The 15114-nt window shown below is 36.0% G+C and carries 15 protein-coding genes; 2 read left to right on the top strand and 13 right to left on the bottom strand.

Annotation, left to right across the window (positions count from 1 at the left end):
• From JCM9157_RS20900 to JCM9157_RS20935, 8 genes are all read right to left on the bottom strand, one after another.
• The coding region (locus tag JCM9157_RS20900) for a diguanylate cyclase domain-containing protein (protein WP_035667965.1) at window positions 1-1343 on the bottom strand (1343 nt) is incomplete at its 3' end.
• A 98-nt stretch (window positions 1344-1441) separates the two neighbouring features.
• Complete coding sequence (locus JCM9157_RS20905; protein WP_035667967.1) at window positions 1442-2257, bottom strand: HAD family hydrolase; 816 nt, start codon at window positions 2255-2257, stop codon at window positions 1442-1444.
• 154 nt (window positions 2258-2411) lie between these two features.
• Complete coding sequence (phnE, locus tag JCM9157_RS20910; RefSeq protein WP_035667969.1) at window positions 2412-3209, bottom strand: phosphonate ABC transporter, permease protein PhnE; 798 nt, start codon at window positions 3207-3209, stop codon at window positions 2412-2414.
• Window positions 3209-4027, bottom strand: a complete 819-nt coding sequence (phnE, locus tag JCM9157_RS20915; protein WP_148296934.1) for a phosphonate ABC transporter, permease protein PhnE — start codon at window positions 4025-4027, stop codon at window positions 3209-3211. The genes phnE (JCM9157_RS20910) and phnE (JCM9157_RS20915) overlap by 1 nt, the downstream gene beginning before the upstream one ends.
• Before the next feature lie 2 nt (window positions 4028-4029).
• Window positions 4030-4797, bottom strand: a complete 768-nt coding sequence (gene phnC / locus JCM9157_RS20920) for a phosphonate ABC transporter ATP-binding protein (protein ID WP_035667971.1) — start codon at window positions 4795-4797, stop codon at window positions 4030-4032.
• 80 nt (window positions 4798-4877) lie between these two features.
• The gene (locus JCM9157_RS20925; RefSeq protein WP_035667973.1) at window positions 4878-5834 is read right to left on the bottom strand and encodes a phosphate/phosphite/phosphonate ABC transporter substrate-binding protein; all 957 of its coding nucleotides are present in this window, start codon (window positions 5832-5834) and stop codon (window positions 4878-4880) included.
• Between the two features lie 406 nt (window positions 5835-6240).
• A complete protein-coding gene (locus JCM9157_RS20930; RefSeq protein ID WP_035667975.1) occupies window positions 6241-7038 on the bottom strand; it encodes an inositol monophosphatase family protein in 798 nt (265 codons plus the stop codon).
• Between the two features lie 243 nt (window positions 7039-7281).
• On the bottom strand, window positions 7282-7731 hold the full coding sequence (locus JCM9157_RS20935) for a GNAT family N-acetyltransferase (protein ID WP_369384785.1): 450 nt from the start codon (window positions 7729-7731) through the stop codon (window positions 7282-7284).
• Window positions 7732-7886: 155 nt separating this feature from the next.
• Here JCM9157_RS20935 and hpaB point away from each other — a divergent pair, with 155 nt between their 5' ends.
• Window positions 7887-9326, top strand: coding sequence for a 4-hydroxyphenylacetate 3-monooxygenase, oxygenase component (gene hpaB / locus JCM9157_RS20940; RefSeq protein ID WP_439644359.1), 1440 nt, complete (start codon window positions 7887-7889; stop codon window positions 9324-9326).
• A gap of 50 nt (window positions 9327-9376) precedes the next feature.
• On the opposite strand, the gene JCM9157_RS20945 is transcribed toward hpaB, so the two are convergent.
• Window positions 9377-9739: a DUF1516 family protein gene (locus JCM9157_RS20945; RefSeq protein ID WP_060475453.1), complete on the bottom strand. Its 363-nt coding sequence runs from the start codon at window positions 9737-9739 to the stop codon at window positions 9377-9379.
• Between the two features lie 564 nt (window positions 9740-10303).
• Here JCM9157_RS20945 and JCM9157_RS20955 point away from each other — a divergent pair.
• Window positions 10304-10552: an HPr family phosphocarrier protein gene (locus JCM9157_RS20955; RefSeq protein WP_035667980.1), complete on the top strand. Its 249-nt coding sequence runs from the start codon at window positions 10304-10306 to the stop codon at window positions 10550-10552.
• Window positions 10553-10606: 54 nt separating this feature from the next.
• Here JCM9157_RS20955 and tatC read toward each other — a convergent pair whose 3' ends face one another.
• From tatC to JCM9157_RS20975, 4 genes are all read right to left on the bottom strand, one after another.
• Window positions 10607-11347, bottom strand: a complete 741-nt coding sequence (tatC, locus tag JCM9157_RS20960) for a twin-arginine translocase subunit TatC (protein WP_035667982.1) — start codon at window positions 11345-11347, stop codon at window positions 10607-10609.
• A 410-nt stretch (window positions 11348-11757) separates the two neighbouring features.
• Window positions 11758-11958 (bottom strand): twin-arginine translocase TatA/TatE family subunit, encoded by a 201-nt coding sequence (locus JCM9157_RS20965; protein ID WP_035667984.1) that lies wholly within the window; start codon window positions 11956-11958, stop codon window positions 11758-11760.
• An 18-nt stretch (window positions 11959-11976) separates the two neighbouring features.
• Window positions 11977-13611, bottom strand: a complete 1635-nt coding sequence (locus JCM9157_RS20970; RefSeq protein ID WP_035667986.1) for a PhoX family protein — start codon at window positions 13609-13611, stop codon at window positions 11977-11979.
• Between the two features lie 263 nt (window positions 13612-13874).
• Entirely contained in the window at window positions 13875-14852 is a 978-nt protein-coding gene (locus JCM9157_RS20975; protein ID WP_035667989.1) for a ring-cleaving dioxygenase, read from the bottom strand.
• Between the last annotated feature and the right edge of the window lie 262 nt (window positions 14853-15114).

Below are 15114 nucleotides of genomic sequence, written 5' to 3' on the forward strand. Positions count from 1 at the left end.
CTTAAAAGCCTATTTAGTACATCTATTGTTCGATCAATGTCGATCGTTACACTTTCTGTTACTTCAATCTCCAATAGATGTGGTGGTAGTTTTGAGACCTCTAATACCTTCTGAACCGTGTCGACAATGTTCTGTTGCAAGAATTGTCTTAGAGATAAATTTACAGACATTGGGACTTGTGGATAACCCAAATCAAGTAACTTCATTTTCTGAAGACACGCCTCTCTAAGTACCCACTCTCCGATAGCTACAATTAAACCTGTTTCTTCGGCAATAGAAAGAAATTTACTAGGGCTTACTAGACCTTCAGTAGGATGGAACCATCTAACTAAAACTTCCTCGCCACAGTAATCATTTGTCTTTACGTTGAACTGTGGTTGAAAGTAAAGGGAAAACTCCCCTCTATCCAATGCCCGTCTTAAATCATTTTCTACATGAAATTTTTCATAAAAATGATAGCGCATTTCCCTTTTAAAAAGTTCACGAGCATCACTTCCATTAGATTTTGCGCGGTACATTGCGGCATCAGCTGACTTGATTAGGGTTTCAACCTCTGTTCCACTCTCAGGAAAAATCGCTATCCCTATACTAGCTGTTAAAGTAAACTCATAACCGTCGATTAGAATTGGATCACGTATTTTTTCTAGTAATTGGTCTGCTGTGTCTTTAGCTTGTTTTAGCGACTGTAGGTTGGAAATAAGAACAATGAATTCGTCTCCTCCTACTCTTGCTAACAGATCCTTTTCAGCTAAAGCCATTTTCAGTCTTGTAGCCACTAACGTTAGTGCACGATCCCCTAATAGATGCCCTAATGTATCATTTACTAATTTAAATCGGTCTAAATCAATAAACATGACAGCAAGTTTTTCGTTTAACTCATTAGCTTGGATTACAGCCTTTGCAAGTTTCATCATTAAAAATCTTCGATTAGGTAAACCCGTTAACTCATCTTCCATTGCAATTTTATTAGCGTTCACATTTGAGCAATCTGCAATTACTATAATTTCTTCAACTTTTTCTAGCAGAACTGGCACTATAGAGAGGTTTAACTGTTGATCATTATATTGCTGATTTCTTAATGTCACTTCTAAAGTAGAGACATTTCCACTTAGCGCCTTCTCTATATTTTGTTCTAGGCGTCTATAATCTTTTGGACTAAATAAATCAGCAAAATTCATATTTAGCAACTCATTATAATGAACTCCAGTTACAAAGGAAGCAAAAGGGTTAACTTCTTTTATTTTTGAAAATTGATCTAACACAAACACAGCGTTTGAACTGTGAAAGAAGAGTGAGTTGAATTTCTGCTCACTCTTCAAAAGTTCTCTTTCACCCTGACTCATGGTTCACTTCACTTTCTAGGCTGGTACAAAATGCGTCCAACCTCTCTACCTTCTTTATATCGTACAATCTCACTCTTATATTAATAGTTAATTTAATTTTATTCAAAACAAGCTGTAACTGATGGAATGATCGTCAATGATTTATGTTTCATCTCAAAACCATGAGGATTAATATAGATCCCTTTCATCCCTAAGAGTAGAGCTGGAGCAATCTCATTAATAAAGTTATCACCTACTGATACAACTTCCTCTGCTCCCACATTATATTGGTTCATTAATTCTTGAAATAACGGGGTCGTATATGTTGGTTTTTGTGCAGATGTTACAATATGCTCGAAACAATGATCTAGTTGCAATTCTTTTAACAGACGACCTACATCTTCGCGGTCACTATTAGTCATTAATACAATTTGCGTTTGTTGACTTAACTCTTTTAAGTTTTCTCTTAAATGAGGCAATGGTTCAAGTGTAAATTGATTGGTAACCATGTATTCCTTTGTTGCCAAATAACTTGGATAACAATCTTTTACACCAAAATGTTTGGCTGTTACAAAAGGTAACCACCAACCATCACCAATTGCAATCATATCTTTAAAATTAAATTGAATCACATCTGAATAATGCCTTTCGACTTCTTCTTCAGTGAGAAAAGTTCCATCCCAGTTTTGTGCAACAGAAACTCTTAAAGTCATCGGGTCAATTGTTAGAATTAAATCACGTTTAACATCGTAAGCCTTACCAATTGAAACTGGATGGCTTCCTTTTTTCATTAATTCATACTCATTTGAATATTGCTCATGTAAATCAGTTTGTACAAATTGCTTTAGGTGGTCAGCATAATAATCAAAATGATCAGTCCCTTCGTATAAGGTACCATCTAAATCAAAAATAACGAGCTTAAAATCTTTTAGCAATGTAAAAACCCCTTTTAATTGTTTTCTTATAAAAATAGGGTGACTCCTTCACTTTTTTTCATTCTTATATGATTCTGTACACAGACATATAATGAACGAAAGCCAGTGATAATTGAGTCACCCTCTTAATGATTCGTTATGAACTTGCTTCTAACTACACAAGACGTTTACGAATTCGTGTACTAATAAAGTCAATGATTGAAACTACAAGAATAATAATTAATAACATCATTCCAACTTGTTCCCAACTACGTTGCATCGCAGCAATAATAATCGGGGCACCAATACCTCCAGCACCAACAACTCCGAGCACCGTGGAAGACCTTACATCAATCTCATAACGATAAATAGCATAAGAAGCAAATTCAGGAACAACTTGAGGAATGATCCCGAACCAAATCGTTTGTAGACGACTTGCACCATTTGCTTTAAACGTTTCGAGAACACTCATGTCTATAGATTCAATTACTTCTGAATATAATTTACCAAGCATCCCAATGGAATTAATTCCAATTGCTAATACCCCTGCATAAGGTCCCATACCAACTGCAGCAACAAAGATAATGGCAAACATGATCTCTGGAAATGCACGAATCGCATTTAAAATCCATTTACCAACAAAAGCATATTTAGATACGTTGGTAGCTGCTAAAAAGCCAATTGGAATAGCTAAGATAGAACCGATTAACGTACCGGCATAAGCAATAGCTAGCGTTTCTAACATATATCCAAAGTAACTAGGAACTTTAGCTAAAACAGCCTCATCAAAAAACGGATTCCAAAACAATCGTTCTAATAATGCGCCAGGGCTTAAAGCTGACCCCCGGTAAGATAAATCAGTTTGAGTAAGGGCGATATAATAAAGAAAAATAATAACAGCCGCTGAAATTCCAACGCGTAACCAATATCGGCTGCCTTTTTTGGGCTTTTCAATTTGAATTTTAGTATTCATTATAATAATCGCTCCCTTACACGACTACTAACAAAGTCAATAATTGTAACTGCAATAAAAGTCATTAAAATAATCGTTGATACATTAGCGTAGTTAAATAAGCTCATTTGTTGTCTCAAGATAATACCAACTCCACCAGCTCCGACAAAACCTAAGATAACTGAAGCACGAACATTAATTTCTAGAACATATAAAACATAAGAGGAGTACTGTGGTAGAACTTGAGGGATAACCCCATATCGAATCACTTGAAAAACATTGGCACCAGTCGCGCGAATCGCCTCGAGTGGATTAGGATCAATTGATTCAATCGTTTCACTTATTAATTTGGCTAATATTCCGAGTGAAAAGATAAATAAGGCACCTATACCTGAAATAGCTCCAATCCCCATAAACGCTACTAGTAAAACGGCTAAAATTAATTCGGGAATGGTTCTAATTACATTAAGAAATATACGGATAAATTGATAAAACACTTTATTTTTATTTATATTTGAAGCCGCCAAGAAGCTTAAAGGTAACGCAAAAATAGCAGAAAGGGTTGTCGCAAGTAATGCCATATTCCACGTTTCAATTAAGGCTGGTGTAACTCTGGCGTAGTATCCAAGGTTAGGAGGAAAGAAATCATTTATAACAAATCCTAATACAATAGGTAAACCGGTAATTATCCGGTCTGGATAAGCTTCAGTAAAAATTGCCGAAAGAATGTAAAAGGCAATAACAACAATTAAAATGTAAGTTGCAGTTAATTTCGTTTTCTTATGAAAGACAGGTATTTTATTATTTGTTATTACTTTTTGATTATCTTGTGCTGCCATACTTACTCAGCTCCTATGATGTCGTCTTCCTTAATTGGGCGACCATAGATCTCTTCGAACGTTTTTTCTGAGACTTCACTTGCAGGACCATCAAATACAACTTCACCTTCACGCATGCCAATAATGCGATCAGCATACTCCATTGCCATGTCAATAAAGTGAAGATTAATTAAAGTAGTAATTCCGTCCTCTTTATTTATTTTCTTTAAGTCCTTCATCACAACATGTGATGTAGGAGGATCTAAACTGGCTACAGGCTCATCTGCTAAAATAACTTTAGGCTGTTGTGTTAAAGCTCTTGCAATACTTACACGCTGTTGCTGTCCGCCACTAAGTTGATCTGCACGTCGATACGCTTTATCCTCAATCCCTACACGAGCCAAACTAGTCATTGCAAGATTGATATCTTCTTTAGAGAACAGACCAAGCATGCTTTTTAACGTGTTTGTACGTCCTAAACTTCCAGTCAACACGTTACGGAGAACAGACATTCTCTTTACGAGGTTGTAACTTTGGAAGATCATGCCAATATTTTTACGTGTATCTTTTAATTTTCTATCATTTAACTTTAATGTATCAACACCATCAATAATAAGTTCACCTTCAGTTGGCTTTACAAGTTGATTAATACTTCTAATTAAAGTAGATTTACCAGCACCAGATAAACCAACAACCACAATGAACTCACCATCATTAATCTTTAAATTAACGTTTTTTAAGCCTTGATGACCATTTGGATATGTTAAAGAAACGTTTTTAAATTCAATCATGACGAAACTCCTCTTTTTTACTTAGTTAATTTCTTTGTGAGAAAAGGGAGAAGTATGCCTTCTCCCTTTTTTAAATCATATTAGTTTGCTAAATCTTCTTCAAACTTTTCAAATACGGCACGAACAACGTCGTAGTCAGCAGAAGCAGCCTCAGCAATTCCGTCCCATGTATATACTTCGTTCATAACTGCAATCATTTCTTCATCATCATTAAAAGCTAAGAAAGCTTCCTTGATTTTTTGTTTCCATTCATCAGACATGTCACCACGTACAGATAGTGTATCGTTAGGAATTGGCTCTGTGTAACCAATAACTTTTAGACGTTCTTTAACATCTGGATAGTCACCTTCTAAAACGTCACGAGCATCATCAAAAGTTGTAGCAAAATCAGCTTGTCCATCAATTAGAGCTAAAATGGCATTATCATGTCCACCTACAACTAAAGGTGAGAAATGAGTTGTTAGATCCGCTCCCATATCGGCTAATTGAGAAGCAGGGAATAAATAACCAGAAGTTGAAAGAGTATCAGCATAAGCCCAAACTAATCCAGGAGTATTAACGATATCTTCAATTGATTCAAGTTCAGAATCTGCTGGAGCCACATATTGAGCTACATAAGAATCTTCTCCACGACGAATCGCTTTAACTAAAACTTCAACGTTAGCACGGTTTTCAGCTTGTACAAAACCGAATGGATTTAAGAATCCGATATCAATTTGTCCAGTTCTCATACCTTCTACAAGTCCAACGAAATCAATCATAACCTCTGCACGAACAGGTACACCAAGGATTTCTGTTAATTTTTCTTCTAATGGTTTTACCGTATCAGCAATTTTATCAGCTTCTTGAGAAGGAATAAATCCCATTCTTATTTCAGTAATTTCTTCGCCTTCTGTAGCAGTTTCTTCTGGAGCAGCCTCACCAGCTTCTTCAGTCTCTACTGGATCCGTTGTTTCTTCATCCGTAGTTCCGGCACCACAAGCAGCAAGTGCAACAAGCATCATAAGCATAAAAATTGAGAGCAATGTTTTTTTCATTTTCAGTTAACCCCACTTTTATTATTTTAGTTACTACTTAAACTGTGCTTAATAGAGAGAAAATATCATAGCTTCTTAAAAGATTACAGAATAAAAAACAATAGAAATCGTTTTCGTTATATTTTCTATCTATTACACAAAGAATGGATTGCTTATGTCCTCCTTCCTGAAATTAAGATACAGAAGAGATAATATATAAAAATTGACGAAGTAAATACTAAGCCAATAATTATTGAAATAAAAAATACTAAACTATCAATCATTTCCTTTGAATCAAAATTATGTATGAACTTTTTTAACCCTTATACAGAATAATAAAATATTCGACAACGGTCAATTCGATTCGCTAAATTTCTTATTATTAAAATATTCTGTTCACGAAATTATTGAAAATTTAATGAAACTTTTACAAAAGATAAGAGGTGAGCTTCTCATCTAATCCCGGTCTAATAAAAATAGTTGAAGATAAATTAAAGACGTCAACATCTTCTTGCTCCATTGTTGTACTAATTCCTGCTAATTCATTTAGAATGACAATACCAGCTGCTATATCCCACGCTGACAGTCTAAAATCTAAGTAGGCGTCTAGTCTTCCACATGCAACATAAGCTATCTCAAGAGCTGCCGATCCAATAGATCTTACCCCTCTTACATCTAAAACAATTTGTTGCATTTTTTCATAGTCGACTTTCTCGTTAGGAACTACCCACAAATGATTAAAACTTATAACGGCCTCTTCCACTGAGCAGCTCGTAAGTACTGGCAATTTTTCGTCGTTTAAAAACGCTCCGTTGTCTTTGCAACCATGAAACAATTCTTCCTCAATTGGATCATATATACAACCAATCAAAGGAGAACCATCTCTATAAATCGCAACTGAAATGGCGAAATTCCGTTTTTGATGAACAAAATTAGTTGTTCCATCAATAGGATCAATAATCCACACTGTTCCTTGTTGATAATCTGCTGGTGTCGTTTCTGACATTCCTTCTTCCCCTAAAATATGATGATCGGGATATTCATTTAAAATTCTTTCGATAAAAAACTGCTCAATTTCTTTATCTTTTTGCGTAACTAAGTCAGCAGCTGACGTTTTATATTCCACCTCAATCGTATCTGTAAGTGAATGCTTTATTCGCTCTCCTGCTTCAAGCGTCCATTTTCGAGCCGTTTCATATAGTTCTTTCAAATCTTTATTTTCCATTTCATCCTCCTACAACCTTTTCATATGACACAATTTATTATTATAATTTTCTTCGTTTTTTTATGCAATGCTAACTATTGCAGGAGAAGTTTGAATTGTAGAATAACAGATATAAAATGTGTTGTGTAAGATTATGTCGGTTTATCTTACATGCAAATTAACTTTTTTGTCCAACAAGAAACATCACTGAAATTTCAGCGATGTTTTCTTGTTGGAGAGATTATATGTTGTACCTTAGTTTTTTTATGTTGTTTTTCTAACCATATTAATATGGTTGATCCCATCTAATAAATAGACATCGGACACTGGTTGGAATCCAAATGATTGGTAAAAGTCTTTCAGATACTCTTGCGCATGAATTAAAATAGTTTGTTCTTGCCACTGTGATTCCATATACGAAATAGACTTATTTATTAATGCTTGTCCATATCCTAGATGACGTGATTCCTTTCTAACAATTACTCTCCCTATAGAAGCATCCTCAAAGAGAATACCTCCTTTAAACAAGCGACTGTATGCTTTTAACTCTCCATTTTCATACCCAAGAAGATGATAAGCCAATCGGTCCATCCCATCCAGTTCCTGATAAGGGCAATTTTGTTCCACAACAAAAATTTCTACTCGTAATTGCAAGAGCTCATATAACTCATTTATTTCTAATTGATTAAAGCTCTTCACTTTCCAGTTCAGCACTTTATTAGCCCTCCCATGTTTGAATAGACCCATCTTACCATCTTTAAAGGTAATTCGAAAAGACAGCCAGTTAACGATAACTCACTAATTTCTAGGCACCATCACGTAATAGGCGCATATAAATAAGTGAATCCTTTAAAAGGGCGGCGATCAATTTGATAACAACAGGTAAAGATTATATTGCAAGAATTGATCAATTGAAAAATGACATATGGATTGACGGAGAACAAGTTAAAGGTAAACTGTCTGAGCATCCTGCATTTGCAGGAATTCTTAAAAGTAAAGGGGCGTTATACGATCTGCAACACCACTCTGAGACAGCTTCTATTCTAACAAGGAAAAATCAGAACAATGAGCTATTTAATTTTGCATTCGAACACCCAACTTCAAAAGAACATTTAACAAACAGAAGAATAGCCACTCAATTGTGGGCAAGAAAAAGCGGAGGTACGATTGGTAGATCTCCAGATTACATTAATACTGCGATAATGACATTAGGCTCCTCTTCAGCCTTTTTTTCTGGTCGTTATGCCAAGAATGTTGTAAATGTACTAGAACATGCAAAAAAGAACGATCTTTCTTTTACACATACATTCATTAACCCACAAGTGAATCGCTCACCCCATTACATCGAATTCTCAAATGAAAAAGAAGATATTATTGCAGCTAAAATCATCAACGAAACAGAAGAAGGAATCATCATTCATGGTGCTCGCTTATTAGCGACGCAAGGTGGAGTTACTGACGAAATCCTTGTTATGCCAGTGGGGGGAAATCACATTGATCCGGATTATGTTTATGCTTTTGCTATCCCTTCTAACACTCCAGGGCTAAGGTTTCTTGGCCGTGAATCCTACGCGTCAAAAGGTATAAATTCGTTTGATCACCCTTTGACATCACGCTTTGATGAAGTTGATTCAGTTGTAGTGTTTGATCATGTACTTGTCCCATGGGATCGTGTCTTTCTTTATAGAGATTTAGACTCTGTAGGACGAATATTTACTGACACTAACTTGAATTTCATGTTGTTATTTCAAGCCGTTTGCAGGCAAGTTGTCAAAACTGAATTTCTTCTAGGACTTTGCGAATCAGTGGCTAACACGATTGCTATCACAGAGTATCAACATGTTCAAGAGAAGCTTTCGGAGATTATCATCACTCTTGAGATCATGGAATCCCTTTTACTTAGAGCCGAACAAGAAGGACAAATAAACCCGTTTGGGACATTCGTACCTAACATAAAACCATTAATGGTTGCTTCAAGCTATTATCAAAAAACATATCCTCGTTTAGTTGAAATCCTACATCAGCTGGGCGCAAGTGGCTTAATTGCTCTACCAACAGAAAAGGATTTTCAATCTGAAATTGCTCCAGATTTAAATCAGTACTTACAGGCAAAAAACGCTTCCGCAACAGAAAGGGTTCAACTGTTTAGATTAGCTTGGGATTTAACGATGAGTCCTTTTGGGTCAAGGCAAACACAATATGAACGTTATTTTTTTGGCGATCCCGTTCGCTTAGCTTCATCTCTTTACCAATCTTACGATAAAACAAGGTTTGTAAAACAAATTGAAACATTTTTGCAAGATAAATAAAGGTTCGCTCAAAAGGTCTGTATGTTGACCTTTTGAGCGAACCTAGTTAATTAAAACGTAATAATACGTAGTCCGAGTAGTAAAACAACGACAAGAGAAATGACGAAAAGGCCCCAGTACATCGGTGCTTTTGTACCGATCGTTCCTTTTTTCGTACGAACTAGTATCATTTCCATCGCATAAATGAGTACGATTGCTAAGATGCCTTTTACGACATATGTAATTTCAAAATTCCAGACCGTTAGTCTGATAACACCAGAGAAAATCATGATGACGTAGAATAACCGTACGATCATATGTAGAATTTTAGCCGCTTTATGTTTGTTTGCTTTCAATAAGAAATACGCAACAAAAAACAGAATTAATAACACATACCACGAATCTTTATGTGCAGGATACATTGCTTCTACCATCAATAACGCCTCCTTTCAAAAAATAGCATTCTGTTACATTATAATCGAAAAGCTTTCAAATAAAAAAGAACAACCTTTAACAATTTACGAACGATTAAATAAAAGCCGAACATTTCTTAGTTAAGATGAAGTTTTGTCAGAGATAACCTCTCAAAAACAACCTCTTCTCTATTCAAACCTTATATACTCATGTTATATCTTTAACAAATTTAATTCAAATCTTAACATCACCTTAATTAATATCTACTATTCTCTTGTTATGATAATCTTGTCAATTTAAAAATTACTTGTACCTTGCTGATAGAAAAGACTTTTCCCCAAGGTATTGTATTGTTGCCATTGAGAATAACGTGAAAAGGCGTGGCAGGTGCTTGATTCCTGCGGGAACAGAAGAGAAAAGGAAAAGGGCAAGGAACACACAGACGAGTGTCGTCGGGGCTTGGCTTACTCCCCGCGGAAAGCAAGTGCCTGCAGCGCGATGGAACGGGGCTTTAAGGAAGTTTTTTTATAAACAACAGGTTTACGAAAAAAGACTAGAAAATAAAAATCATGGAGGCGATCTATTTGGAAGCGACCACTCATTGTATCATTTCTGAGAACCTGAACCGAGCAAAGGTGTATCAATTAGTATCTGTTGCCAATCGTTTTGATAGTAATATTATTATAGAGTTGAACACGAAACGATTTAACGCAAAAAGTTTACTAAGTGTTGGAGTTTTACATGGAATAAATGGTGAGATCTGTTTTCATGCAACTGGCAATGATTCAACGATTGCACTAGATGAACTCAGAAAAATATGTTTAGCTAATTAACGATTTTACACGATAAAAGACACCAATCTTTTTTTAGATTTGGTGTCTTTCTTTTTATGCTTCTACTTCAATCTCAGCAGCCAACGATTTAGCTTGCAGTCGTTTAAAGACAATTTTTGATAACATCACAGAGCATTCGTAAAGCAATATGAGCGGTATGATGACTAATACATCAGACAAGAAGTCTGGTGGCGTAATTAAAATAGAAATGACAATCAGAATAAAATACGCGTACTTGCGTGACTTTTGTAACACATAAGGATTTAAAATACCAAGACTAGTCAGAAACATAATAACAACAGGAATTTCAAATAAAAATCCAAATGGAAGTGTCATTTGAATTAAAAACTGAAAATACTTTTCCGTTGTATAGAACATCTCAAATAAATCACCTGCTAACGATACGAGAAACTTTAAAATAATCGGAAACAACACGAAATATCCAAAACTGATCCCTGAAATAAATAATAAAAATAAAGCTGGTATGTAGGCAAGCGTTACTTTTCGTTCCCTTTCGTTTAAAGCAGGCCGAACAAAAGCCCATATCTGATAAGCTGCAAATGGAATGGTAACGGCTAAAGCAAAAATACTCGCAATTTTTAAGTAAACCCATAAAATGTCGCTTGGACCTAAAATGGCTAATTTAGTAGGCAAATTTCTTACTAAAAATGCGTAGATCTTATCAACAAATACAAAGGCTATAATTAACGATATAAAAAAAGCCGTAATGGTTAGGATAAGTCTTTTTCGGAGTTCTTCAAGATGATCGACTAATTGAAATGCTCTTTGTTCCATTGATTCTCACCCTTTCGAAAGGTTGTTTGAGTAATTTTTATTTGTCTACAGAACAGAAGTTATTATGGAATAAGTGTTCCTTACAAGTTTGTTCCATTACGCTGCAGTCACTCGCTTTCCGTGAGGAGGTGACGAGCCTCCTCAGCTATACCTCTGCATCCCGCAGGAGTCGAGTGACTTCCGCTCCATTTCACCTAGAGGGATAACTACGCTAGCATTATCCTTTAGAAAGACAGCTAAAAACTAGTCCCCTTTCAATGCTTGAACAGTCAAATACATAAAAACTACTGATAAATAGAGAAAGAAGCAGATGTTATTTATTAAAGGAATCGTGTTTTAAAAAACAAGCTTCGTAAAAAAAGAAGAGCTTGTCTCAAAAGGATACTTTGAGACAGCCCTTTCTTTTTTATTTAAACTGTTTTTTCTTTCTTAACTGTCTGTTCATCTGTTTTACCTGTGTCATCGCTCATAATTTCGTTTGTTGAGCGTTTAAATTCGCGCAACGTTTGCCCAAATGCTTTTCCGATTTCTGGAAGTTTTGATGGCCCGAAGATAATTAATGCGATTACTAATACTAGGATGAGACCTGGAATACCTATGTTTTGTAACATCTTTTTAAGTCTCCTCTCTTAAAATCCTTTAATGACAACAACAGACGGCCTTGGCATTGTATCGCCTTTACGGTGTGGCCACATGCTAGTTGGATTATTAATATCTTTTGTTTGTTCACCTGGATGCTGAACAGCTAAGAACAAGTTCTTCTGATTAGGGGTAAACCAAGGACCTGTAAGTTCTGCTTCAACTGGTCCTGAGGCAAATTGGAAAGCTTGTCCTTTTTCAGTTCCTGTCGTTGGAATAACAAACATTCCATTATTTTTAAAAGGTTCATAAGTACCTTTGTTTAGGCTACTAGTCGATATGTCAGTAACTGTCCACAAGTTCCCGTGACGGTCAAAGTCAAGGTTGTCAGGCGCACTGAAACCACTTTGTGTTCCTCCAGCTGCGAAAATTTCATAAGTGAATGTTAATGAGCCTAAATCCGCACCAGTTTCAAAGAATCGAGTAATATGACCATGGAAGTTACCTTTGCTCGTATTATTTGTGTGAGCAATGAAAATTGAGTTATCAATTGGACTGATTTCTACATCTTCAGGACGATCTGTTGGTGTTGCCCCTAGTAAAATAGCAGCATCATGGGCGTTTACAAGAACATCTGCTTGTGTTTTAAATTTGTTTAGAAGAGCTTGATTTCCTTTAGCAGCCTCGATTACAGCATCTATTGTAAGGGCAACCCATACTCCTTTTTCCATGTCGGCAGCATACAAAGTTCCATCTTCAAGTAGCTTCGAATTCTCTTTACCTTTGGCTTCATTGTACTTTCCTTTACTAATATACTTATATACACAAGCTCCCGCTTTATCGTCACCTGAATAAACAACGACTCGTCTATCTTTTGATAAACCCATCGCACAATTTTCATGATGGAAGCGTCCAAGAGCTGTATGTTTTCTTGGTTTAAAATACTGGTCTTCTTTATCAAAAGGATCAACTTCAACAACCCAACCATAATGAGTGGTATCAAGTCCAGCTCTTGAAGCTGTCGTTTCCCAGTTTTCCTCACATGAAAGTACCGTGTTCCATAGCGTCGCGCCACCAGAACAGTTTGCAAATGTTCCTTGTACTTTAGTTGCCCCATTCACTGAAGCAGTGCCTTTCGCTGGACCTGTTAATTGGAATGTAGCTAGTCCAGATATACGACGAGCATATTTCGAATTCGTATCCATTTTCCATTCTTTCGTTTTTGGATCATGGTAAACTTCAATAATTGAAAGCCCTTGGTTATATAAAAGTGATTCAATTTGTTTGGCTGTATAGCTTCCTACTACCGGGCCTTCAACAAATAATGGATTCGTATATTCATGGTTAACTAATAGGAGACCTCGCTGACTTCCCTGAATTGGTAGATACATAGTAAAGTCACAGTTAAAACCAAATGTATCCCCTTTTTTATTGATTACATCACCGTATGCCGCAACGACATCATATGTATATCCAGTTGGTAAAACAAGCTCGTCTGCAGTTGTTGGTGCAATTGGTTTGAAATCAATTTTAGAAGCACGGTTTTCATAACCAAATAAGCTTTCACGACCTTTGTCTGCAGCCGCTACCTTTGGCGCTAATGCACTTAAGCCAGTAGATGCGAATGTTAAAGCAGTCATTCCTGTTCCTACATAAGTTAAAAACTTTCTACGATTAAGATCCATCTTCTTCCACCTCATATTATTTTCTCATTGCCTTACAATCAAATAGTACAATTTTATTGTTAAAATAAGTCGGTGTTTTTGTTTTGGTTTTATGAAGCTCTGTAAAATTTGTAAAAAAGAGTAAAACTTTGTCCCTATTGCACGTTTTCCTTTTAAAGTTCTAAGAAAAATATAAGTTACTTAGTTAGATAATAAAATCAGCCTCCGTATTGAATGATAAAAAAAGAGGCACTTTCTCCTAGAAGAAAGCACCCTCATTTCCATTATTCTTTTTTAAATTCTTTTGTACTTCTAACCGTATCAATCGGACGAACCATACTTTCTATTTCTTCTCGCTTTGGTTCAAGGAATGGAGGTAGAGAAAGTTTTTCTCCAAGTGTCTCATAAGGCTCATCCCCCATAAAACCCGGTCCATCCGTGGCGAACTCAAATAAGATTTGCGGAGCTACTCTCGCATATAGTGATTCAAAGAAATAACGATCAACATAGCCTGATGTTTGGAAACCAAACTTAGGTAACCGCTCAATCCACTCATTTAAAACCGCTCGATCATGAACGCGAAAAGCAACATGGTGAACAGTTCCGTAACCTTGGCGAGCATGAGGTAACATCACATTATGTTCGACAACAACTTGCGCTCCATTCCCGCCTTCACCTACTTCAAATAAATGGTAGTAACCCTCAGTTGCAACTTCCCTGAAAAGTAAAACTTTCTCCAGCATTTCTTTAAAATGATCAAAATTGGAAATCCGAATGTAAATAGGTCCTAAACCTGTAATAGCATATTCAAGTGGAATTGGGCCTTTTTGCCAAGGGGTTCCAGATTCGACACCTGTATTCAATTCGTCAGAAATCAGCTGATACTTTTGATCATCGAAGTCTACAAATGAAAGTGTTTTTTTACCAAATTGTTCCTTGATGCCCTCATGCGCTACATTTAGTCGATCAAAACGTTTGACCCAATAATCTAGTGCCTCATCATTTGGAACTCGGAATGACGTTTTTGAGATTTCATTCGTTCCGTGTGAACCTTTTGGAATGCCAGGAAAATCAAAAAACGTCATATCCGTACCCGCACTCCCTTTGTCATCTGCAAAGAACAAGTGATACGTTTGAATATCATCTTGATTAACTGTTTTTTTAACTAAACGCATCCCTAACACAAAAGTAAAAAATTCATAGTTCTTCTCTGCGCTACTTGTAATAGCTGTAACATGGTGTAATCCTTTTAAATGATTCATTGTAAAGCCTCCAATTGTCTATAATTTTTATTTTTCAAGAGTGTTTATGATGGTTTGTGTTCATTCTTCTATACAATAGTGGATTGAAGCGGAAGGAACTTGACTTCTCCCCGCGGAAAGCAAGTTCCTGAAGCGCAACGGAACGGACCTGTTAAGAAAAGTAATTTAAGTCAACAGCTTTTTATGTTTTTTGTCTCACTATCGAATATCTTTAATTCGAGATAAATATATCATGATTTATTATAATCGTCAATAAAACAAC

Origin of the sequence: Halalkalibacter akibai JCM 9157 (assembly GCF_000513135.1) — a bacterium.
GTDB classification, from domain to species: Bacteria; Bacillota; Bacilli; order Bacillales; family Bacillaceae_D; genus Halalkalibacter; species Halalkalibacter akibai.